At 50.6% G+C, this 22,727-nt stretch carries 13 protein-coding genes, 1 tRNA gene, 1 pseudogene and 1 riboswitch; of the genes and pseudogenes, 5 read left to right on the top strand and 10 right to left on the bottom strand.

Going from position 1 to position 22,727, the window contains the following annotated elements; all coding sequences use genetic code 11:
* Window positions 1-108: 108 nt before the first annotated feature.
* Together NYE29_RS07595 and serS are read right to left on the bottom strand one after the other, a co-directional pair.
* Window positions 109-7,248 carry a 5'-nucleotidase C-terminal domain-containing protein gene (locus NYE29_RS07595; protein ID WP_340895162.1) on the bottom strand — a complete coding sequence of 2,380 codons (7,140 nt, stop codon included), beginning with the start codon at window positions 7,246-7,248 and terminating at the stop codon, window positions 109-111.
* Between the two features lie 356 nt (window positions 7,249-7,604).
* Window positions 7,605-8,900 (bottom strand): serine--tRNA ligase, encoded by a 1,296-nt coding sequence (gene serS / locus NYE29_RS07590; protein WP_340895161.1) that lies wholly within the window; start codon window positions 8,898-8,900, stop codon window positions 7,605-7,607.
* A gap of 406 nt (window positions 8,901-9,306) precedes the next feature.
* Between serS and ssuE the strand changes: the two genes are divergently transcribed.
* Window positions 9,307-9,861 carry an NADPH-dependent FMN reductase gene (ssuE, locus tag NYE29_RS07585; RefSeq protein ID WP_038585274.1) on the top strand — a complete coding sequence of 185 codons (555 nt, stop codon included), beginning with the start codon at window positions 9,307-9,309 and terminating at the stop codon, window positions 9,859-9,861.
* 160 nt (window positions 9,862-10,021) lie between these two features.
* Here the strand turns inward: ssuE and NYE29_RS07580 are convergent, their stop codons facing one another.
* Complete coding sequence (locus tag NYE29_RS07580) at window positions 10,022-10,438, bottom strand: pyridoxamine 5'-phosphate oxidase family protein (protein WP_340895160.1); 417 nt, start codon at window positions 10,436-10,438, stop codon at window positions 10,022-10,024.
* A gap of 91 nt (window positions 10,439-10,529) precedes the next feature.
* On the opposite strand from NYE29_RS07580, the gene NYE29_RS07575 reads away from it, so the two are divergent.
* Window positions 10,530-11,471 (top strand): helix-turn-helix transcriptional regulator, encoded by a 942-nt coding sequence (locus NYE29_RS07575; RefSeq protein WP_340895158.1) that lies wholly within the window; start codon window positions 10,530-10,532, stop codon window positions 11,469-11,471.
* 111 nt (window positions 11,472-11,582) lie between these two features.
* On the opposite strand, the gene NYE29_RS07570 is transcribed toward NYE29_RS07575, so the two are convergent.
* The 4 genes from NYE29_RS07570 to NYE29_RS07555 all read right to left on the bottom strand — a co-directional run bounded on the left by NYE29_RS07570 (window position 11,583) and on the right by NYE29_RS07555 (window position 18,193).
* On the bottom strand, window positions 11,583-12,614 hold the full coding sequence (locus NYE29_RS07570; protein WP_076113857.1) for a ribonucleotide-diphosphate reductase subunit beta: 1,032 nt from the start codon (window positions 12,612-12,614) through the stop codon (window positions 11,583-11,585).
* 541 nt (window positions 12,615-13,155) lie between these two features.
* Window positions 13,156-15,489: a ribonucleoside-diphosphate reductase subunit alpha gene (locus NYE29_RS07565; RefSeq protein ID WP_076113856.1), complete on the bottom strand. Its 2,334-nt coding sequence runs from the start codon at window positions 15,487-15,489 to the stop codon at window positions 13,156-13,158.
* A 206-nt stretch (window positions 15,490-15,695) separates the two neighbouring features.
* Entirely contained in the window at window positions 15,696-16,211 is a 516-nt protein-coding gene (gene nrdG / locus NYE29_RS07560) for an anaerobic ribonucleoside-triphosphate reductase activating protein (RefSeq protein WP_038585284.1), read from the bottom strand.
* Window positions 16,208-18,193: an anaerobic ribonucleoside triphosphate reductase gene (locus tag NYE29_RS07555; protein ID WP_340895155.1), complete on the bottom strand. Its 1,986-nt coding sequence runs from the start codon at window positions 18,191-18,193 to the stop codon at window positions 16,208-16,210. Before NYE29_RS07555 ends, nrdG begins: the two co-directional genes overlap by 4 nt.
* A gap of 336 nt (window positions 18,194-18,529) precedes the next feature.
* A riboswitch (cobalamin riboswitch) is annotated at window positions 18,530-18,761 on the bottom strand.
* A gap of 433 nt (window positions 18,762-19,194) precedes the next feature.
* On the opposite strand from NYE29_RS07555, the gene NYE29_RS07550 reads away from it, so the two are divergent.
* Window positions 19,195-19,503: an MTH1187 family thiamine-binding protein gene (locus NYE29_RS07550; RefSeq protein ID WP_038585290.1), complete on the top strand. Its 309-nt coding sequence runs from the start codon at window positions 19,195-19,197 to the stop codon at window positions 19,501-19,503.
* An 81-nt stretch (window positions 19,504-19,584) separates the two neighbouring features.
* Window positions 19,585-19,656: transfer RNA gene (locus NYE29_RS07545), tRNA-Thr, on the top strand.
* Window positions 19,657-19,751: 95 nt separating this feature from the next.
* Here the strand turns inward: NYE29_RS07545 and NYE29_RS07540 are convergent.
* Window positions 19,752-20,036, bottom strand: a complete 285-nt coding sequence (locus tag NYE29_RS07540; protein ID WP_340895153.1) for a hypothetical protein — start codon at window positions 20,034-20,036, stop codon at window positions 19,752-19,754.
* A gap of 111 nt (window positions 20,037-20,147) precedes the next feature.
* On the opposite strand from NYE29_RS07540, the gene tnpB reads away from it, so the two are divergent.
* Window positions 20,148-21,236: an IS200/IS605 family element RNA-guided endonuclease TnpB gene (tnpB, locus tag NYE29_RS07535; RefSeq protein ID WP_340895151.1), complete on the top strand. Its 1,089-nt coding sequence runs from the start codon at window positions 20,148-20,150 to the stop codon at window positions 21,234-21,236.
* A 520-nt stretch (window positions 21,237-21,756) separates the two neighbouring features.
* Here tnpB and NYE29_RS34540 read toward each other — a convergent pair.
* Window positions 21,757-22,011: pseudogene (locus NYE29_RS34540) on the bottom strand (DUF3888 domain-containing protein); the annotation flags it as partial.
* 66 nt (window positions 22,012-22,077) lie between these two features.
* Window positions 22,078-22,509, bottom strand: coding sequence for a hypothetical protein (locus NYE29_RS07530; protein WP_038585295.1), 432 nt, complete (start codon window positions 22,507-22,509; stop codon window positions 22,078-22,080).
* Window positions 22,510-22,727 lie beyond the last annotated feature (218 nt).

Below are 22,727 nucleotides of genomic sequence, written 5' to 3'. Positions count from 1 at the left end.
AAATTGTAATTTCAATATAAAGGAAAAAATAAAAAAAAGGCGGTTCCGCCGGACGCCATTTGCGCCTTTGGAACCGCCTTTTTATGCTGCTGTAAAAGTTGTCTCAGCTTAGTTGATGAACTGAAGGGACTTCAGAGTCTTCTCCAGCATGGTGACTGCTTCCGCGCGGGTAGCAGACATCTGTGGAGCGAATGAGCCGTCTGCTCTGCCCTGGATGATGCCCGCTGCTGCAATTTCCTCTACCGCACTTTGCGACCATGCGGCAATGTCGGCGGCATCGCTGAATTTAGCCAGCGCTGCCGGATCAGCAGTTAAGGTTGCCCCGGTGTACTTCATCGCCTTCGACAGGATGGATGCCATCTCCTGACGGGTGATTGGACTGTTCGGCTTAAAGCTGCCGTCTGTGTAGCCCGTGATCAGGCCCGCTGCGGCTGCCGTGTGAATGGCATCGGCATACCATGCGCTTGCACTGACATCACTGAAGGCTGCTCCGCTGCTTGTTGCTGCAAGGCCAAGGGAGCGTGTGATCAGTGCCGCAAATTCCGCCCGTGTCACCTTCTGGGCAGGGGAGAACGCCGTATCGCTGGTTCCGGTAATGATCAGCTTGGAGGCCAAGAGATCAATGGCCGACTTGGCCCAGTGCCCCGTGATGTCTCCGAATGTTTTGGCTGATTTCACAACCGTGTAATAGCTGTTGCTGTTCCGCTTAATGGTGACATCGGTAGTTCCGTCAGCCTTTGTTGTAAAGAGAGAAGGCACGAAGGAAATTTTGCCCGTTGCCGGATCAAAGGATACCGCTGTTGCACTCTCGGAGTTCAGTTTCCCTGGAGCAGTGATACTCCGCTTCACATAAGTGCTTCCGAAGCTGTTGAGCGGCACACTGTTAGTCCCCGCTTGTGCGGTAATGCTGAATTCAATGACCGGAGCCGCCAGAGTGACGGAACCGGCTTGGGAAGCCAGCGCCTGATTCACGCTGCTGAGTATTGCCGGACTTGCCAGCAGCATGGAAACTGTAATCGTAAAGTCAGTGCTGCCAAGCTGCGCAGCCAGTGATGTTCCGTTCAGGACACTTAACGGAAGCGAGTAGGAAGCTCCCTGTGAAGTGAACGTAAGAACTGTCGCAGGGCTGGTTGCGGCCTGCTTGACCAGCACGCTGCCTGGCAGTACAACCTGTACTCCGCCTGCTGTGGCGGTAACCGGAATGACGAGCTCATTGCTGCCGCTAGGCAGTGATGCCAATTTGCCGGTCAGATCGGCTGCTGTAATTGTAGTCACCTGCGGTGCTGCTGATGGTGCCGGTGTTGCACTAGGTGTTGGTGCCGGCGTTGGCAGCGATCCGCCACCAGTGGAAGGTGGTGTTGTTGGCGTCGATCCTTTCAGATCGGTAATACGGCCTTCCGTAGCAGGGTTAACAGTGCCGGATTTTTTCAGATAGTCGGTAAAGACCTCATAATCCGGCAGGTACAGTTCATAGAACCGGCCGTCTGCCTTAGCTGTAGCCAGTGAGCGGTAGAAATCTCCGCCGCCTGCCATGAAGGAGTTCGTGGACAGGATATAGTAAGCTGCAGGGTCAATGGCAACGTAGCTGCCATCTGCTTGTTTAATATCAACCGAAACTATGCGCGCCCCTTCCTGCTCCAGAACGTTTGTAGTTGCATTGATTTTTTCTGCCGGTTTGGTGGAGTCGTAGGTATAGCGCATACCTGAAACCTGTGCGAACCGTCCTTGGTCGGTTTCAAGTCCGCTGACGCTGTTCTCTAGAGAATCAATAATCTCTTGTCCGGTAACCTTGAGAGCCACCAGACTGTTGGAGAACGGCATTACAGTCAGCACTTCACCGAGTGTAATATCTCCCTGATCAATGCCGGCACGGATGCCGCCGCCATTCTGAATAGCGACAAAGCCTTTAATCGTGGAAAGATCTTCGGTAGAAATCAGCTTGCTTACCAATTCCTTGGCTTTGGCGTTAATGCCGTCGGCAATGAGATTGCCCAGATTGGTTTCTTCCTTGCGTACAACACGGGTTGTTTTTCCGTCTACAAGTCGTTCATAGACCAGAGGCACATCGGTTTTGCCGACAAGGGTCTGGCGGATTTCCGCAAGCTGCACGTCATATTTGGCCAGCATTTCCTTAGCGGCCGGATCATCGGCGAACTTGCTTACGTCCAGCAGCTTGCCCGTATAGTTGGTAATAACGCCGTTGTCGTCGAATTCAACATCCAGTTCGCCGAGGTTCTGGCCATACTCACCGGTCTGTACAACCAGTGTCGGTTCGCCGTCTTTATTGAAGATTACAGGAGCGTCCAGCTTGGTATGGGTGTGCCCGCCGACAATTACGTCGATGCCAGGCACCTGAACAGCCAATTGCTGATCCATGTTGTACCCCAGATGGGAGACAGCAATGATTTTGTTGATGCCTTGTTCCTTCAGTGCTTTCACTGTGTTCTCTGCGCTTGTTTTGTAATCTTTAAAGGCAATCTTGTCACCCGGTGAAGACAAGCCCACGGTATCCTCGGTGGTGAGTCCGAATATGCCGATTTTTTCACCATACACATCCTTAATGACCGAAGGATAGATGTGGCCATCCAGTGCTGGTGTGGCGGTAGTGCCGCCGGTTTGATTTACAAAAATATCCTTCAGCTCGTTATCCTTGCTCGTGAAGTCGATATTTGAGCTGATGAACGGGAACTTGGCCTCATTAATAAACGTTCTTAATGCAGGCAGTCCTTTATCAAACTCATGATTTCCGAAGGTCATAGCGTCATAACCGATATAGTTCATGAATTCAAGATCAGCCAGTCCTTCGAATTTCGTAAAATACAGTGTGCCGGAGAATACATCCCCTGCATCAAGCAGGATGGAGTTGCCGGTCCGTTCTTGCTTGATCGCTGTCATCCGTTTAACTACAGTTTCCAGATGGCTGTGCGTATCGTTGGTGTGCAGAATGCGTAAAGAGAAATCTTCGTCCGGTGACGGAGTTCCCTTCAGGTCCGTGATACGGCCCTCGACTTCGACATTGACCGGTTTATGCTTATTCAAATAGGACAAGAGAACCTCGAAGTCCGGAAGACCAAGCTCATAATAACGTCCGTCTGCCTTGGCAGCAGCCAGGGCACGATAGAAGTCTCCGCCGCCTGCCATGAAGGAGTTCGTGGACAGAAGATAGTAAGCGTTCGGATCAACCGGTGCGTAGGAGCCGTCAGCCTGCAGGATATCGACGGATACGATACGTTCCCCGGTTTGTGTTACTTTGCCTGTTATGGAATCCACAATTTCAGGTGTTTTCGTGGAATCATACGTGTATTTCATGCCGGAAACCTGAGCAAAACGTCCTTGGTCGGAGCTCAGGCCGCTGACCGAGTTCTCCAGAGAGGAGATGATTTCCGAGCCCGTTACCTTGAGCGCAGCAAGGCTGTTGGCGAAAGGCAGTGTGGTCAGCACTTCGCCCATCGTGATGTCGCCTTTGTCGATGGCTGCACGGATGCCGCCGCCATTCTGGATGGCCACAACGCCCTTAATGGAAGCAAGGTCGCTCTCCGGCACAAAATTCGGCATAAGCTCTTTAACTTTTTCCGCGATACTGTCGGCAATCATGTTGCCGATCGGTGTTTCTTCCTGACGTACAACACGTACAGACTTACCGTCGATGGTGCGGTTGGTGTAGAGGTCGACGTCAGTGAAGCCTACGACTTCGCTGCGGACAGCTGCCAATTCAGCGTCGTAAGGAGCAAGCAAAGCTTTGGCTGCAGCATCCTCGCCGAATAGATTAACATCCAGCAGTTTGCCGTTGTAGGCGAGAATTTCACCGTCTTTATCAAAGGTTACGTCCAATTCGCCGAGGAATTGGCTGTATTCACCGGTCTGCACGATCAGTACATTCTTGCCGGTTCCGGCATTAACAATTGGCGTCGGAGGATTATCGACCTTCGTATGCGAATGTCCGCCAACGATAATGTCAATTCCGGGAACAGCCTTCGCCAGTTCCTGATCAACAGTGTAACCCAGATGGGTAACGGCGATGATCTTGTTAATTCCCTGGTCCTCCAGCATTTTAACTGTGTTTTTGGCGCTTTCTACATGGTCCTTGAAGCTGATTTTATCACCTGGTGATGCCAGTCCAACGGTGTCCTCGGTTGTTAGGCCAAAAATACCGATTTTCTCGCCGTAAATATCTTTTATGACCGCAGGATAAATGTTGCCATCCTTGGCCGTGCTCAGGGACTCGTCGGTTTCCAGCGTTCCGATCGTATTGTGATAGAGCTCCGCGAGTTCACTTTTCTTCGTAGTGAAATCGATGTTGGAGCTGGCGAACGGGAATTTGGCTGCCGTCACGAAGTCCTTCAGCACTTCCGGCTGATCCTTGTTCAGATCAAACTCATGGTTGCCGAATGTCATCGCGTCATAGCCGATGTTGTTCATGAACTTGATATCTGCCTGCCCCTTGAACTGGGTAAAATACAAGGTTCCGGAGAACACGTCCCCTGCATCCAGCAGCACCGTGTTGCCTGTGCGTTCGCTGCTGATCGCCGACGTGCGTCTGGTTACATTCTCCAGGTGGCTGTGCGTATCATTTGTGTGCAGCACACGCAGGTTGAAAGTGTCGGCACCGAAGTCAATTTGAGTCAGCAGCGGGTCATGGTCGCTTACCCGTCCTTCTTCTTCCTGGAAGTCGGCATTGATGTGCACGATGTCGAGTGTGGATCTGGAGGCCAGCTTATTGTTGACCAGCATGTGATCCAGCGTTTGGGAATTGCCCTCATAAATATAGGAGTAGCGCTCTCCCAGAGGCAGGGTGTCGATCAGATTGGTCAATGCGCTGCCTTTCAGGACCTTTAGTGTATTCGAAAACTGGAAGTCATTCAGATCGCCAAGCACGACGATATTGGCATCCGGATTCTTGGTCAGGACATCTGACACGAAGCCATTTACCACGTTGGCGATTTCCGCCCGTTGGGTTTCACTTGCCTTAACCGGAGGCTGTGTGCCGCCATAAAGGCCAGTATCGCCTGTTTTGGAATTGAAGTGATTAGCGATAACCATAACTTTTTCATTGTTAAACATAAATTCGGCCGCAAGCGGCTTGCGGGAACTCTTGAATGCGGAGTGGGTTGGATCAATCCGGCCCGGATTCAGGCTGAGTCCGCCGTCTTTAGTGTAAGCAACTGCTGTTGTTGCGTCACCTTTGCTGGCTGATCCAGCCAGTTTAACGCGTGCAGTGTTGTAAATAAATCCGGCCCGGATGTTAGCGCCTGGTGCACCGCCATCCATGTTGTTTGCAGGGGAGATGTCAGTATAAGCATAGACTGGACCGCCCTGTGCTGTGATGGCATCGATCAGCGCCTTGTAGCTCTCAGCTGCATCGACATTGCCGCTGTCCGCGGCACTGTCGTTGTCCTGGATTTCCAGCAGGCCGACGATATCCGGTGTTTTCAAATTGCTTACAATCGCTTTGGCTATATTTTCGATTTTATTGGGTTTTTTGGGATCTATGATCTTGGAGAAATTCTCCACATTAAATGAAGCAACCGTCAATTTGTCCGCTTCGGCTGTCAAAGGGGTAGTTTCCCGGTCCTTGGAGGTTCCCGGGTTTACCGCAGGCAGTTCGGCATCCGGACGTACTTTGAAGTTTCCGTAATCATAGCCGAGAATACCGGTGATGTTGCCGGCAAAAACCTGCCCTGTTTTGACCGGGCTGCTTGGTTTCTTGGCAATCAGAATCCGCTGGGGATTATAGTCTGCTCCTGTCAGGACCAGACCGCCCGCCGGAGAGCTGACTTCTGTTGTGCTGGTACCGTTGTTTACGGTAACCGGAATTTCATGATCATAAGGTCCGATAATCTTTGGGGTATTGAGCTGAACGCGCATGCCTTCAAGGCTCTCGTAGAAGTCGAGCGCATATTTGGCAGGTTCAAGCTCTTTGCTCAAACCGGCCGAAATGACAGCAGTGGGAATAGCACGGCCACCGGTGCCAAGAACGGTAGCAGCGGGAAGAGCGTTTCCGGAAGATATGACTTTTGCCTGAGCTGCGGCAATTTCCGTAGTCAGCAGATCGGAGGCGCCATCATATCCGCCTTCCTTATATTCCTTGACCGTTCCGTCCACGAGCACGGAATCACCAACCTTCACCTTGTTCCCGGGGAGGTAGACCATGATCGCCTCGGAAGTCCGGACATCGCTGTCTGGCGCCGGGTTCTGGATATAGAAGGTGCTGCCGCTTGTGTAAGTCACAATGCCCGGCACGCCCTTCACCAATTGACCTGTATAAGTAGAGGATTGGACGGTGCCCTGGATCTGGGGAATCGTCAGTCCGCTCACTGCATCCTTGGTCGTATAGCTAAACTGTGAAATATCGCTGTCGGGTTTGCCTTCTTCTTTAGAGAAAGCTTTGATCAGGATACTGTCATCCTGCAGAACAATCGGGGCATTATACCATGCGTAATCTGCTAAGGCGTCAGTGCTGCCATTTGCATATACACTGTAGTATACGCTTGCGGTTACACTGCTTGTAGTAAGGGCGAGTTCAGTTCCCTTGCCCACGAGCAGGCCGGAAGCGATGGATGCGGCAACGGCCGGAGATTTGGGGTCGACTACCCCGGAACCGGAACTGCGCGGATCTGGTGCTTGCGTAGTAATAAAGTCTGCGGCATTATCATTGGTATCTTGTCCGCGATTTCCGGATGGTAAAGCGTTAGATGACTTGCGCACGGCCGCGGTTGTGTTGGTTAAGGGACCAGTTGGGCCTGAACCCTCAAAAATACTTGCAGAACCATACCCCACAAGGTCCATCCGGGTGCCCGAAGCATCCAATAGTTCAACCTTGCCACTTGCACCTGCCATAGAAATGACAGCGGTACCTTCGGAAACCAAATTAGGTGCCGGCAAGGCATCAGTACCTCCAGAGCCAGCCGCTTCCTGTATCAAAAAGAATCCGCCAGGAGGGATACTCCCGCTTAATGGGGTGAACATTTTTTCTTTATCTTCAAAATTGGATGATGCACCAGCTGCTGCATATCTAACCTTCCAGCCAGTCAGATCGACAGCTGTATCGGTCGGATTATAAAGCTCAATAAAGTCATTTTTGTACTTGGCTCCGGAGTTTCCTCCGCCACCATATACCTGGGAGATTACGGGTGAGCTGTTATCCTCGGCCGCAGAAGCGGTCTGTGGTGCGGGCAGGGCAATACCGGTAATGAGCAGCATTGAGAGTGCCGCAGACCACCATTTTCTTTGCCTTGATGAGATTTTCATTTGTTCGAATCTTCTCCTCTCGTTTACGATAATCACTCAACCTAACTTAACTCTATCATTTGTTCATTAAATGATAGGTTGTCTACCATTAAATATATATTAAACATGGGTTGAATAACATAGAAATATTGGAAATTTCGGTTCGGAGCACAAAAGACGATGATATTTTTCTCGTTCAATCCAAAGAGTTGTGTTGAATCTATGAAATGATAGGTTTGAGATTGTCTTTTTCTGAGTTGGTTAGTGTTATCTGTATGTTATGTTTATGTGAAGAGAACGTAAAAATGCCCCCGGCCGCGGTAAGGCCAAGGGCATTTGTGAAACGATAAGAAAGAGTTTTGCAGGAACGGTATTTGCTATTTCTCCGTCTGTGCCGGAGCAGGGAGGTACTCCCTGCCCCCCATATAAGGCTGGAGCGCCTTCGGAATATAAATCGTTCCGTCCTCCTGCTGATGGTTCTCAAGCAGCGGAATCAGAATCCGAGGCGTAGCCACTGCGGTGTTGTTCAAGGTGTGGCAGTATTGGAGCCGTCCGTCCTCATCCCGGTAACGGATGCCCGAACGGCGGGCCTGGAAATCGAGCAGGTTCGAGGCCGAATGGGTCTCCCCATAAGCGCCTCTGCTGGGCATCCAGGTCTCGATGTCGTATTGCTTATGCGTTTTCAGCGCCATATCTCCGCTGCAGACGGCCACGACCCGGTAAGGCAGCTCGAGCAGCTGCAAAATATGCTCGGCATTCGCCAGAATTTCCTGCAGCATTTGCTCCGAGACCTTGTTATCGCCTCTGCATAACACAACCTGTTCGATCTTCGAGAACTGATGCACGCGGTACAGGCCGCGCACATCGCGTCCCGCTGAGCCGACTTCGCGGCGGAAGCAGGTGGACATCCCGGCTAACCGCATAGGCTCCGCAAGATCGACAATCTCATCGCTATATAATGAAACAAGCGACACTTCCGAGGTTCCGGCCAGCCAGCGTTTTTCACCTGTCAGCTCATAGGTCTGATCCATGCCGCCGGGGAAAAATCCCGTCCGCTCCAGCGCCTCCGGCCGGACGATGACCGGCACATCCATTGTCGTGAAGCCGCGTGCTGCCAGCACATCCAGGGCCAGCCTCTGCACAGCGAGATGCAGGTTCAGACCCGTACCTTTCAGCACATAGCTGCGCGGTCCGCCAGCCTTGACACCACGCGGTATATCGATGATATCATGCAGTTCGCCGAGCTCGACATGATCGCGTGGCGCGAAGCCGAAATCCGGCAGCGCACCGGTCCGCCGCAGCTCCACATTCTGGCTGTCATCGTCGCCGATGGGCGTATCGCCCGATACCGGGTTCGGCGCGAGCAGCTGCAGCTCTCCGCAGCGGCGGTCCGCCTCCGCCAGATCTGCTTCAAGCTTGCCGAGCAGGACGTTGATCTTCCGCACCTGCTCCTTGGCAGCTTCTCCGCCTGGGGTGTCACCTTGCCGCAGCAGCTGTTCCACTTCTTTGGTCAGCGTGTTGCGCTGTGCTCGGTGCTGCTCCGTGTCCCGGCGCAAACCCCGCCGCTTATCGTCCCATTCCAGCAATTCATCCAGCGGGAAATCCACATTTTTCCACACTGCCGTGTTTCTTACGAGTTCCTCATTCTCCCTGATCCAGTTCATGTCCAGCATACCGCTTCGCTCCTTTTGGTTTAAAAAAATGCAAAAAACGCCCTCATCCATGGGACGAGGAGCGTCAGCTCGCGGTGCCACCCAGGTTGACCGAATCCCTGTAAAGCTGCTTCAGTAGCGGAATTCGATCCTCTTTGGTCTTCGCGGTAACGGGCGAAACCCGGTAAACTTAGGGAACAAGTAAATGCTCCGGTCGCAGACGCCTCGCGGTTGGATGCCGTTCATTGGCCTGGTCGGGATATAGTATTGCCGCTTATTATATCCCATGATTTTGCGGGGTGCAAGGGTAATTCCTGTTTGACATTAATCCTTGCTCTTTGATAGGATTATTACTAATTTAAAGTATTCAGGCTTGAGATCAGGTGCATCTTGCATATATTGTGAAATGAACGGAAGAGGTGGAGAAATGGGCAAAATAGTTGTGATCAACGGAACGCCGTCTCTGGTATCGCGGATCAACGCGGTTATTGAATATGCGGAGGACGATTTACGCGGGCGCGGGTTTGAGGTGGAGCGCATTAATGTCGCTGAGCTGCCGGCGGAGGATTTGATCCATACCAAGTTTGAAAGTGAAGCAATCGTCAAAGCCAATGGTCTTGTAGCCGAAGCAGACGCAGTAATCGTGGTTAGTCCAGTGTATAAAGCGTCCTACACAGGGGTGCTCAAGACCTTCCTCGATTTGATCCCGCAAAAAGGGCTGGCCGGCAAAATCGTGCTCCCGCTCTTTATGGGCGGCAGCCTGGCACATTTGCTCACCATAGACTACGCACTGAAGCCGGTATTGTCCGTGCTCGGCGCGCGGCATATTCTAGGCGGCGTATATGCCGTGGACTCACAGGCTGTGCGGAGTGATCAGGGGATAGTTGAACTGGCCGAGGAACTCAAGCTGCGGCTGAACAGCGTACTGGCGGAGCTGGCGGAAGAGACTGCGCATAAAGCGGCCCGCAAGGCCGGAGAGTAACCGGCTGCGCTAACTATGCCTCTCGTACTATAATACCAAAGAGCTCCTTTTATCCGGTGGATTCAGGGGGCTCTTTGATGTGTGGAAGGGGGTGCTGCGCAGCCTGGCTGCAACTCGTGCGGGATCATGAGGACGGTTCAAGTCCGGTTTATATCTGCTCTTAAATTGAGTAAATACCAGTATTTTCGAAATCTAAAGTTACAATAGCAGTTTCAAACTTAATTTCAAATAATATCAGGAAATCACCAGCCTGCTCAATGGTGTTTTTGTAGTCGGGAATTTTATGGATGAATCCGTCTTGTACATCATGAATGCTTTTTGCACTTTTTACAGCAAGACCTTCCGCTTTTACATGCTCATTGCCGCTGGATGGAATGGTTGTGAATGCCACTCTGTTGTTTTTTTCTATCTCATTGACTTTCTGATTGTCGGCAAACGTTGAAAAGAAAAGGGAATGTGATCGGTCATCGTAATAAAAATTTACAATTCTAACCTTCGGGCGGTTTTCTGCAATGGTTGCCAATGCTATTTCTGTTTGCTGTGCCATCATTCTTAGAAACTCTCTTTTCGTATCCACAATTATTCCTCCTTTAATATCTCCTGCATGTAAAGTATACTGCTGAAAGGTATCATATTTTGACACCTTTCAGAACGTAAGGAGATAACAAATGAAAAAGTCGGAACGGATAAACGATATGATTATTTTTCTGAACGGGCAGGAGCAATTTAACTTAAAGGACATTATGGACAGATACAATATCTCTAAAAGCACAGCCTTGCGGGATATCCAGTCATTAGAGGAAATAGGGATGCCTATCTTTTCTGAATTGGGGCGATACGGAAAATATGGGATCTTGAAAAATAGATTGTTGTCACCTATTGTGTTTACAGTAGATGAAGTATACGCTTTGTATTTTTCAATGCTGACACTAAAAACATATCAATCGACACCCTTTCATTTAAGTGTTGAAAAATTGAAGAAGAAGTTCGAATCCTGTCTTTCCAGTGAGCAGATACTAAGGGTCTTCCAAATGGAACGACTATTAAAGCTGGAGACATACAAGCATGCTAACAGCAGTCCTTTTCTCCAGGAAATTCTAAGAACTGCGCTGGAGGAAAAAGTATGCGAGCTTGGATATGCTAAAAATGGTGCCGGAGAATCCTATACGATTCAGTTTTTTGATATCTCAGCATCTTATGGACAGTGGTATGCCACAGGATTTAATTTTAAGAATAATCAGGTGCAGGTTTTTAGGTGCGACAAAATAATATCAATGCAGGAATTGAAGGATCATCCTTCCAAAAAAGCGGATGAGTTAACGTCATCCCCTGCTGACATGTATAAATTAGAGGGGTCCGTTGATTTTGAGGTGGAGATTTCGGAAAAGGCAGTGGATTTGTTCTATAAGGAGCATTATCCGTCTATGACGTTAAGTGTGAATAAGGAGAAATATACAATATGTGGATTTTATAATAAAGGAGAAGAAAAATTTATTTCGGGCTATTTCATCAAATATGGAACAGCTATTATCTCTATCCAGCCTTCTTGCTTGAAGAATTTAGTTGTTGCTGAACTAGAGAGGATCTCAGGATATTATAAAAAGCTGTGACTTTGAATAGCAGAAGAGGCAAAAACCCGGAGAACCTTGATTATCCAAGGCTTCTTCCGGGTTTTTGAGGTTATTCCTGGACCTGCTATCTGCAGCCGGCTGGGTCGAATCTTACAAATCGTCGAACCCGTTGTCGTCGCCGACTTTGCCGTAATTGCGCGACTTAGCTTCGAAGAAATCGGTTTTGGTGGCGTTCAGCGCTTCGTCGGAGAAAGGCTTGATCCATGGCATGCAGTTGACGTCCACGCCTTTATAGGCTTTTTCCATGCCCATGAGGGTCAGGCGTTTGTTAGCTGTGTATTTGATATAATCGCTCAGCTCGTTCATGTCAATGCCGCGCACGTTGGTGAGTGTGTAGTGACCCCAGTTGGTTTCCAGCTCTACGGCGCGGTCGATGGTGCGGTACACGTAATCCATATTCTCCGGAGTGTTGAGCTCTGGGAAATCCGCGAGCAGCTGCTTGAACACTTCCGCGAAGAAGTAGCAATGCTGGTTCTCGTCGCGCTGGATGTAGGAGATCATCTGGCTGGTTGCCATCATCTTCTGGTCACGGGCCAGATTGTAGAAGAAAGCAAACGTGCTGTAGAAGAAAATGCCTTCCAGAATGAGATCGGCTACCAGCGCGCGGAAAAAGGTTTCCTTCGACGGCTCGTCGCGGAACTCCTGATAAATATCGGAGATGAACTGGTTGCGCTCCAGCAGGACCGGATCATGTTTCCAGTATTCGAAGATTTCCTTCTGCTCGCTGTCCGAAACGATGGAAGAGAGGACGTAGGAGTAGGATTGGTTGTGCACAACCTCCTGCTGTCCGATGATCGCGGAGATCGCCTCCAGGGAAGAGTCGGTAAAATACCGCTTTACGTCGCCCACAAACATGGTCTGCATGGAGTCCAGCACCGCGAGCAGAGAGATGTTGATCTTGAACACACGCTGTTCTTCAGCTTCAAGCATCGGGAACTGCTGGGCGTCCTTGGACATCGGAATTTCATCGGCGATCCAGTGGTTGAGCAGCAGCACCTTGTACAGCTTATACATATGCGGCATGCGGATATCGTTCCAGTTCAGAATGCCCGAACATTCCCCGTCAATGATGCGGGTAGACATATTCGGCGCTTCTGTATTAAAAATCTTTTGCAGTTGCATTTTGTTTCCCTCCTATATTTTGCACAGCTAACTAGTGAAAGGTTTCCGCCGACATGCCCTCTCGCCGGAAGCGGGCTTCCAAACGGAGAGGGGGAACAAGCTTCCTGGCTCCTAAGGGGGTAACGGGAAAGTCACCCGGTAATTTTGTATGAATGGTTCTATTTATGCTTATAGAGGGAATTCATGTCGCTATTATGGTCTGTTTATCAAATAGAGCCCTTTTGTGAAAACTTAGCGGGCAGAATTCCCGTTCCTTCTGCGATTTTCAATCCAGGGGCACAGGTAGCGGCAGGAATTCCCGTTATTGATTAAAAATGGGTAGGAAAATAACACGGAGAGGAAGTTTGGAGCTGTAGGAGCGACAGCGACTGCCTGAAAGCTTTCCGAAGGAAAGCTCGCATCGAAAGCACAGGCTGTCATCGGATGTCATCCGCTATGAGCGGTGCAATCAAGACATCTGATGACAACAGCGGCCGGAAGCCCAAACATTCCTCGCAGTTACGAATACATCACCGTGTTTCTATTCAAGGCATGAAGACAATTAGCTCGCGCAAGATTCACACTCTTCTATGGTTAATGCACGGCTCCGCACATAATACGTCGACTTGAGTCCGCCCTTCCAGGCGTTCAGATGCAGGTTCAGGAAATCGGTGGCCTTGATGTCCGGCGTCACGTACAGATTGAAGCTCTGGCCCTGATCGACGTGGCGCTGGCGGGCTGAGGCCATGCGGATCGACCAGTTCTGGTCAATCAGGAACGCCGTTTTGTAGTACCAAATCGTCTTCTCGGACAGATCGGGTGCCGGGTTGGCGATCTTGTAGGTTGTTTTCTCCTCGTAGGAGAGCAGCTCGTACAGAGGATCAATACTGGCTGTGGAGCCGGCGATGATCGAGGTCGAGCCGTTTGGAGCAATCGCGAACATCCAGGCATTGCGTACCCCGTCTTTCGCTACTTCCTGCTGCAGCTCACGCCACTGCTCAGTTGTCACATATTTGCCTTCCTGCTCGCCGCTTGTATAACCGCGCGAGTCGAAGTAGGCTCCGGTATCCCAGTCGGAGCCGGCAAACTTCGGATAGCGGCCCTTCTCGCGGGCCAGCTCCATGCTGGAGCGTACCAACAGATAGTTAATGTGCTCATACAGGTGATTGTTGTATTCCACGGCTTCGTCGGACTCCCAGCGGATGCCCTCCAGCGCCAGCAGGTGATGCAGGCCGAAGGTACCGAGGCCAACTGCACGGTATTGGCTGTTTGTGTACTGCGCCTGCAGCACTTCGATATTGTTAATGTCGATGACGTTGTCGAGCATGCGTACCTGAATCGGCACCAGCCGCTCCAGCACTCCGGCCGGGATGGCGCGTGCCAGGTGGATGGAGTTCAGGTTGCAGACTACGAAGTCGCCGGGAACCTTCGAGATAATGATCCGGGTCTGGCCGTCTTTGGTAACCAGCTCTTCACTCTCAATGACCGTTGGCGACTGGTTCTGCATAATTTCCGTGCACAGGTTGGAGGAAAAGACCATCCCCTGGTGCCGGTTCGGGTTAGAGCGGTTCACTGTATCGCGGTAGAACATGTAAGGTGTGCCGGTTTCCAGCTGTGATTTCATAATCCGCTTCATGATGTCGATGGCCGGAACCGTAATGCGGGACAGCTCCAGATTGGCGGTAGCTTCGGCATATTTGTCGCGGAATGCGCCTTGGCCAAGCTTTTCGTCATAGAAATCCTCAAGGCCGAGTGCGCGGCCGTTCTCATCTTTCCAGCCCATTACCTTCTTCACCTCATGCGGACAGAAAAGGTTCCAGTGGCCGCGCGCTTCTACGGCCTCCATGAACAGATCCGGCAGGCAGACGCCGTGGAACACGTCATGCGCGCGCATCCGCTCGTCGCCGTTGTTCAGCTTCAGGTCGAGGAAGGCGAGAATATCTTTATGGAAGACGTCGAGGTAGACGGCAACGGCACCCTTGCGGGTACCCAATTGGTCGACGCTGACGGCGGTATTGTTCAACTGGCGGATCCATGGGATAACGCCGGAGCTGGTGTTCTTGTGGCCGCGGATATCGGAGCCGCGGGCCCGCACCTTGCCGAGGTAGACGCCGATGCCGCCGCCCATTTTGCTCAGCCGGGCTACGTCGGTGTTGGAGTCGAAGATACCTTCGAGCGAGTCGTCGACGGTGTCGATGAAGCAGCTGGAGAGCTGTCCGGCAACCTTTTTACCAGCGTTGGACATCGTTGGCGTTGCAGCCGTCATATAAATGTTGCTCATCGCCCAGTAGGCTTCTTTGACCAGATCCAGACGTTTCTCTTCCGGCTCTGTGTGCATGAGGAACATAGCGATAATCATATAACGCTCCTGCGGAAGCTCCATCACACGCCCGTCAAAGTCATGGGCCAGGTAACGGTCGGACAGGGTAAGCAAGCCGATGTAATCGAACAGCAGGTCGCGTGTATAATCAATGCAGCTGCCAAGCTCGGCAATCTGTTCTTTGGTGTAGTGGGTCAGAAGTTCTTCACGGTAGATGCCCTTCTTCACCAGATCGGAAATCAGCGGGTACAATTCGCCGTATGGCTCATCCGGGTATGCTTTATAGCGGCGGTTAACTGCGGCTTTTTTGTATAGGGTCGTCAAAAGCGAGCGGGCAGCAGCGAACTTCCAGTCCGGTTCTTCTTTGGTTACGAGCTCAAGGGCGCTCATGGTGAAGGCACTACTGATTTCTTCTCCGCTGACCTCACTCCGGCGAAGCTTGGACTGCACCCCGCGCAGCAAGGTTTCTTTGCTTAATTGCTCAAGGCCGTTCAGGATACGGTCGGCGTAAACGGAGAGGCGGATTTGATCAAAAGCCAATTGGCGGTTGTCGGGTTTCACTACGAGTTCTGGCATAGGGGATTCATCCTTTCGTATTTGGGTTTAATTTTCAATATTAAAAATTGATATATTATAGCGCAGAAAGCGGCCAGGAAATGGCGGCTCAGCCGACATTTCAAAGCTGCCTTCGAAACAGGCGATAGATCGTATCGCGTGCTAGAATCCGAGTCTGCGGAAAACAGAAGCTTAAAGTATACCATGAAATTTATATTTCCAAGAAGCTAAAGTACAGCAGGCTGCCAATGGATGATTTCCTTGCCGGCAAGGCTGGCCGGAATGTCGATAATCCGCTGGTTGCTGCTTCCCCGGTAGGGAAGGGTAGTATCTTTAAGCTCTTCTACAAATCGTCCGTCAATCACTACATGGCACAAGGCCAGCAGATTCCATTCCGGCGAGCCCGGAGAAGCCGTCAGCTCTTCATACGTATAACCGGTATAAATCCAAATTGAGAAATCCGGCAGTACGGCGCGAAGCTCATGGATAAAGCCCGCAGCCTCTTCTGCCGAGAAAAAAGGGTCCCCGCCGGCCAGCGTCAGGCCGTCCAGCAGCGGATTAGCAGCAATTTCAGCGATAATCTCACGCTGCCGCTCCAGGGTGAACACTTCACCGAAATTGAAATTCCACGTTTTCGGATTGAAGCAGCCCGGGCAGCGGTGGCGGCAGCCGCTGAGGAAGAGGACGGCCCGCATGCCCTCTCCCTCATTAATTGATTCCGGGTAGTAGCCGCAAATATTCATAGATGCTTGATGCGGTCTCTTACTTCGGCCTGCTTGGCGGCGTTGAAGCGGGTCTGGTAGTCACCGGTCAAATATCCGGTTACCCGGCGCAGGCGGCGGATATGGGTGTCATGCTCATGCGCGCCGCAGGAAGGGCAGTTCGTGCCGATAACCCCTTCATAGCCGCAGCCGGAGCAGCGGTCAATCGGGTGGTTAATGCTGAAATAGCTGATTTCCTGCTCCAGCGCGTAGCGGATGATTTTGACAAAAGCCGCCGGGTTGCTGCGGGCATTGCCGTTCAGTTCCACATAGGAAATGGCTCCGGCGTTGCAGTACTCATGGAAAGGGGCCTCAAGGCTAATCTTCTTGGCCGCACTGATCTCGTAATACACAGGAATGTGGAAGGAGTTCGTATAATATTCGCGGTCGGTTACGCCGGGAATTGAGCCAAGCACCTTGTGGTCCACCTTGGTGAATTTGCCGGACAAACCTTCGGCAGGTGTTGCAAACAGCGTGATGTTAAGATCAAGTTCTTCGCTCTTGCGGTCGCAGTACTCACGCATATGGCGGACAACGGCGAGCGCTTTGGCATGGACCTCCATGTCCTCGCCATGATGTTTGCCGTACATGGCCTTCATGCACTCCGCCATACCGATGAAGCCGAGCGACAGACTGCCGTGCTTCAGCAGATCGCCTACGCTGTCCTCTGGAGCAAGCTGCTCGCCGCCTTCCCAGACGCCTTCGCGCATCATGAAATCGGAGGCTTTGGCTTTTTGGGCCGCCTGGATCCGGAAACGGTGCAGCAGGCCCTCCAGCGCAATATCCATATAATGATTCAGGTCGTCGTAGAAGCCTTCCTCGTCGGGAGCAAGACGGCGGCCTGTCACAGTGCCGTGAGCAAGGCCTAGACGGACCAGATTAAGGGTGTTGAAGGACAGATTGCCTTTGCCTGAGCAGTGATCGCGTCCGAAACGGTCACCCAGCACCCGGGTGCGGCAGCCCATCGTAGCAAATTCAGTGTCCGGGTCAGCCGGATCATAGTATTGCATGTTGAGCGGAGCATCCAGATTGGCAAAGTTCGGATACAGTCTGCGTGCGGAACATTCGGCTGCTTTAAGAAACAGCTCATAGTTCGGATCGCCCTGCTGCTGGTTGACGCCTTGCTTGCATTTGAAGATTTGGATCGGAAACACCGGTGTTTCTCCGCTGCCGAGGCCGTTCATGGTGGCGGTCAGCAGGGAGCTGATCACAAGCTGGCCTTCGGGGGAGGTGCAGGTGCCATAGTTGATGCTGGTAAAAGGAATCTGTCCGCCGGAACGGCTGGACATCGTATTGAGATTATGTATCATACTCTCTGCTGCCTGTAGTGTTTCGCTTTCGGTCTCTTTCTGCGCAAAGCGGAAGGCGCGCGGGTACTGCTCCGCCAGATCGCTGCGGCTCATTGTGATTTCGCCGAGGTGATCACCGGCTTGTCCTTCTTCAAAGTATTCCAGTCCCTTGCGGAACAGCTTAGCGAAGGATTTGGTCACGTATGGGGCAAGGTCGTAATCCAGTTTATTGGCGGATACGCCGCCGTACTGGGCATTTTGCTGGGATTGGAAAATAATCGCCACCAGCGACATTGCAGTCATAATTGAGTTCGGAGGACGGACACTGCCGTTGCCGGTATTGAAGCCTTCGCGGAGAAGGCGCTCAAACGGGATGAAGATGCAGTTGGTCGTTCCGATGGCGTATTGATCCAGATCGTGGACGTACACGACATTATCCTGAATGGCCTGCACGAGCTGTGGCGGCATCGTGAAGTTGCGGGCATACCACTTGGAATATTCACTGCCGAATTTGCTCATTTTGCCGGAGAAGCTTTCTCCGTTCAAATTGGCATTCTCGCGCAGCAGATCCAAATCCCGGCTGTCGATAATATCCCGTCCCAAATGAATAACTTCCTCCAAAAGAACTTCCTGTGCAGCTTGTCCACCGTTGTACCGTTTCTCCAGCAGCGTCATTGTCTAGCTCTCTCCCCTCGGTATAGTAAGAACGAAGTATATACTTCCTGATAGCAGTAAAAAAGCATCTCCCGCCGAGGAGGCGGAAAATGCCCGAATGCGTACGAAATATCCTTACAAGGATATTTGCCGGTTGTCTTGATGAACATACAAGCAGGGGACAGGGGTAATCTCTGTCCTGTTCTTATATATTCCGCAGAAGCCGATACCTGAGGGCGATAACGGTTTATCGCCTTCAGGTATCGGCAGCCTTGGCTCCTTAAAACACGGGAAGGCTATGTCTGCTTGTGCAGGCCGCATTGCGGACACCTCACCTGGTCCTCGCAGGCATGAATGATGGTGTCGGCGAAACAGGCAGGTCTCCTGGCTTCCGGTGAATCTTCCGGCGCCTTCCCGAGAGCTTTACCGCCCCTCAGTGGCTATTGCCGGTAGACGCTGCTTCGCGGGCTTCAGAAAGCCTGCAGGCATCCGGTTACAGTGGCGGGACCACAGCGGATTTGCACCGCGTTTCCCTATTAAGCTTCAGCTCCCTATAAAAGAGCGAAACACCTGTTTCCACTATATTTTGTTGTCGTTAGATAAAAATAACCCAATATGTTGTGTTTGTAAACCATTTTTTGAAACTCCGCGCGGGGAGCGGGTTCCGCGGTTTTACTCACAAATGATCCACAGTTAGTCCACAGGTAATCCACAAGTTGGGTGCAAAAAGTGTCTGGATAAAGTCATAAATTGTCTTAAAAGATGCCACAAAGACTCCATAAATATAGTGAGCGTGACACTGGAATGCCTAACGGAGAAATATGGGGGGACGAAGGTTTACGGATGGTGTTAAATGGAGCAACAATCTTTACGGCGATTTGTGGGTGTGCGGCGGAGTTGCTACAATAAGAACAGGCCGGAGACATGTATCAGGAGTTTTAGGTTTATAGTCCGGAATGAGTTACCACGAGGAAGTTTCCATAAAGGGTTTTGCTTTACAGCATATTAAGGAGGGATTCAGGATGGCAATTGGCGAAGTAACCGTAATTCCGATCGGCACAGGCAGCACTAGCCTTAGCAGCTATGTGGCCGATATGCAGCGTGTGCTCAGGGGAGTGGAAGGGATCACTTATGAGCTTACATCCATGGGGACGATTATCGAAGGGCCGATCCCGCGGATTCTCGCTGCCGTAGAAGCGCTGCATGAGTCACCTTTCGCTGCCGGGGCGCAGCGGGTATCCACGTCGCTGAAGATTGATGACCGCCGCGACAAGCCGTCTACAAGCCGCAGCAAGCTGCAGTCCGTTGAACGCAAGCTGGAGGAGAATTGAAGCCCAGATGTTGTAAAAAAATGTTGCGTTTTTGGCTGGAAGTTGTATAATATTTTTTGTTTGACAGAAAAAATGCTTTAAGCTGGTGTAGCTCAGGGGTAGAGCAACGCACTCGTAATGCGTAGGCCGGGGGTTCAATTCCCTTCACCAGCATCCTTAGCAACTCAATCATGGCGCGGCTTTCCGGAATTTCGGAGGCTGCGCTTTTTAGCTGCAGTTTCTGATTAAAGGGGGAGATATTCATCTGATTAATTAGTCTCCAGCTTTTTCTTTTTCTCTTCTATAAGCTGCTTTACGGGATACAGTTCAAGATCTTTAACGCCCAGCCCGTGAAGTTGCTCAATAACGGTCTCTTTATCTTCAGCAAGAATTACTTTCCCTGTTGAAACATCGAGAATGCCTTCCTCATGTTTTTTATCCAGTGTAATACGCTTAAAGGCGATATATTTTTTATTCCAGCCCACTTCCTCTATAAAAGAATCGATCTTAACCGGGTCCTCATCCAGCTTACCCTTAATAAAGTGTATCTTCAAAAACCGAAAAGACTCCGACCTCTGTAGGCGGAGAGGAATCGGCGGTTTTCAACTATTCAGCGAACATACGTGCTATACTGTAAGAAAATACTACAAATGGGGGTGTCGCACATGATCGTTCATCAAGCCTATAAATACCGCATCTACCCGAATACCGAGCAACAGCAACTCATTCGTCGAATGTTTGGCTGCTGCCGCTTTGTGTTCAATCATTTCCTGGAAGAGTGGAATCAAACCTATGCCGAGACAGGCAAAGGTTTGTCCTATCAGACCTGTGCGACACAGCTCCCCGTCCTAAAAACACAATATGACTGGCTCAAAGAAGTCGATAGTATTGCTTTACAGTCCGCCGTTCGGCATGTGGCAGATAGCTTTGACCGCTTTTTCAAAAAGCAAAATCAAGCGCCTCGCTTCAAAAGTCGGAAGCATCCAGTACAAAGCTACACCACGAAATTCACGAACGGAAATATCGCCATTGAAGGCAACCGATTGAAGCTTCCCAAGCTCGGCTGGATGCGTTTCGCCAACTCTCGGAAGCTGGAGGGTCGTATACTGTCCGCTACGGTACGGCAAAACGCCAGCGATAAGTATTTTGTCTCCCTGGTTTGCGAGGTCGAAAAGACCCCGCTCCCACAAGCAGATGCACATATCGGCATTGACTTGGGGCTTAAGGAATATGCTGTGTGCTCCAACGGCGAGCATTTTGCCAACCCCAGGTTTTACCGTCAATACGAGAAAAAGCTTGCGCTGTGGCAGCGGCGTTTGGCAAGACGCACACCAGGGGGCTCCAACTGGAAGAAAGCCAAGAAACACATTGCTCGTATTCACGAACACATTGCAAATTCCCGGAACGATTTTCTCCACAAGATGACAACGAAGCTGATCCGTGAGTGCCAAACGATCAGCATCGAACATCTGCGTGTGGCGAATATGATTCAAAATCCCAAACTCTCCAAGTCCATCGCTGATGCGTCCTGGGGCGAATGGGTGCGACAACTCACGTATAAAGCATCCTGGTATGGACGAACCCTCCGGGTTGCCGACACCTTCGAGCCGACCAGTCAGCAGTGCCACGTATGCGGCACGATCCATCCCGAAGTGAAGAACCTCTCGATTCGAGAATGGACATGTGTAGCTTGCGGAACACACCATGATCGGGATGAAAATGCGGCTCATAATATCAAACAGGTAGCGGTATAGCTATTACCTATAAAAATAAAAACGTAGAACTGCGAGAACGCAGGGATCGCTTGCCCATAAGAGGAGGTTGCTCCTCTGTTCGCAAGAATCCACCCCTTCAAGCGTCAGCTAAGTGGTGGAGATTCAACTCATCATTGCTCTGAAATAATCTGTAGTAATCTGATAGTATTAAAATGTTAGGTTCTCTATTATCTCTTGCGTCCTCTACAATCGTACATGATGAAGTTAGAGCTACTGCACAAACCATGAATATAATAGTCATTATTTTTTTCATCTTGTATGCCCCGCTTATTCTGAATGATTAAAGATTACTCCAGGTCTTTGATTACCGGAATCCTAGTTATTTGCTATAATAACAAAATTTTCGGGCAAGCAAAGTTATAGAGATCGCGAACAGTCGAATGGGTTCTTGGGGAATTCAGAATGTTCCTTTGTGAGGGTATCCACTCCGGCCTTGCATGTCCTCATCCCACCAGCCCAGAGCAAGAGGCTCTGGATCAGTGGGTACCTTGGTTGGTTTTTATCTTTGATCCTTGTGTTGGTAATTAATCACCATAGAATTTCCTGAATCAACAGCTAGGGTCATTGTCTCAATACCATATGGCGGATTATGCGGACCCACAAAAGTTGTGACCTTGACGGTTACGTTGAACAAGAACCCGTCCTTTTGTACACGTTCGATTTTTATGATCTCTGCGTCATACAGTCTGTATTGCCGCGGAGAGCCAAAATATCCGTTTACTGCATTTTGGATCGCTGGATTTAGTGCAGTAAGTAGAGCGTCTTTGCATAACTTTTTCCGAAAAACATATCAATTACCAGATGAATAAAGAGCTAAGCGCTAGTCTGAATAAGCACACCCATTAAAACTTTCAGGTCCGACACGGTTAACGTTTACAGTGCTGTTCACAAATAAGGAATAGATGATCTCATCTGCTGGAGCGGGATTGTAGTCAGAGCCTATTAAGTAAAGTGGGAACAAATTAGTAGGTGTTGTTGCACCGGGATTTAATTGAAGCCGGTTTGAAGCAACTATGGGATCAGTAGCTGCACTCCCTCTAACCACAAACAGGTTTAACGTGATAAATCCTCCTGAAAACACAAAAAAAGTTGCGACGCCATTGAACTGTACCCTAATAGGGCCCTGAGATCCGGCAGTGGTTAATCCAATCTGGCCAATTAATACATTTTGGTTTGCTGTCAATCCTGCGCCATTCATGCTGCCGGCAATGCTAGCGTTTTGTGAAGTCCGTGCATCGAGTAAACGTGTCATACATCAAGCCTCCCATAGTTTTTGAGATATGCTATGCAGCTATTCCAAAGAGTTCGTCCGCAGGGAGGCAATCATTTAGAGACAGCTAGCCGCCAAGAGTTGTAATACATGCTTCACTAGCTTGTCTCATTGGGAACTATGGGATTATATGTAGAGATTGCACAGCGGGGGATAGCGGTTATACAGCGGCAGTTATTTTGAGGGGCTGGCATAGGCGA

This window comes from Paenibacillus sp. FSL M7-1046 (assembly GCF_038007405.1).
Taxonomy (GTDB): Bacteria; Bacillota; Bacilli; order Paenibacillales; family Paenibacillaceae; genus Paenibacillus_AQ.
The sequence above is the reverse complement of the archived record's forward strand: the minus strand, read 5'-3'. Positions and strand labels throughout refer to the sequence as shown.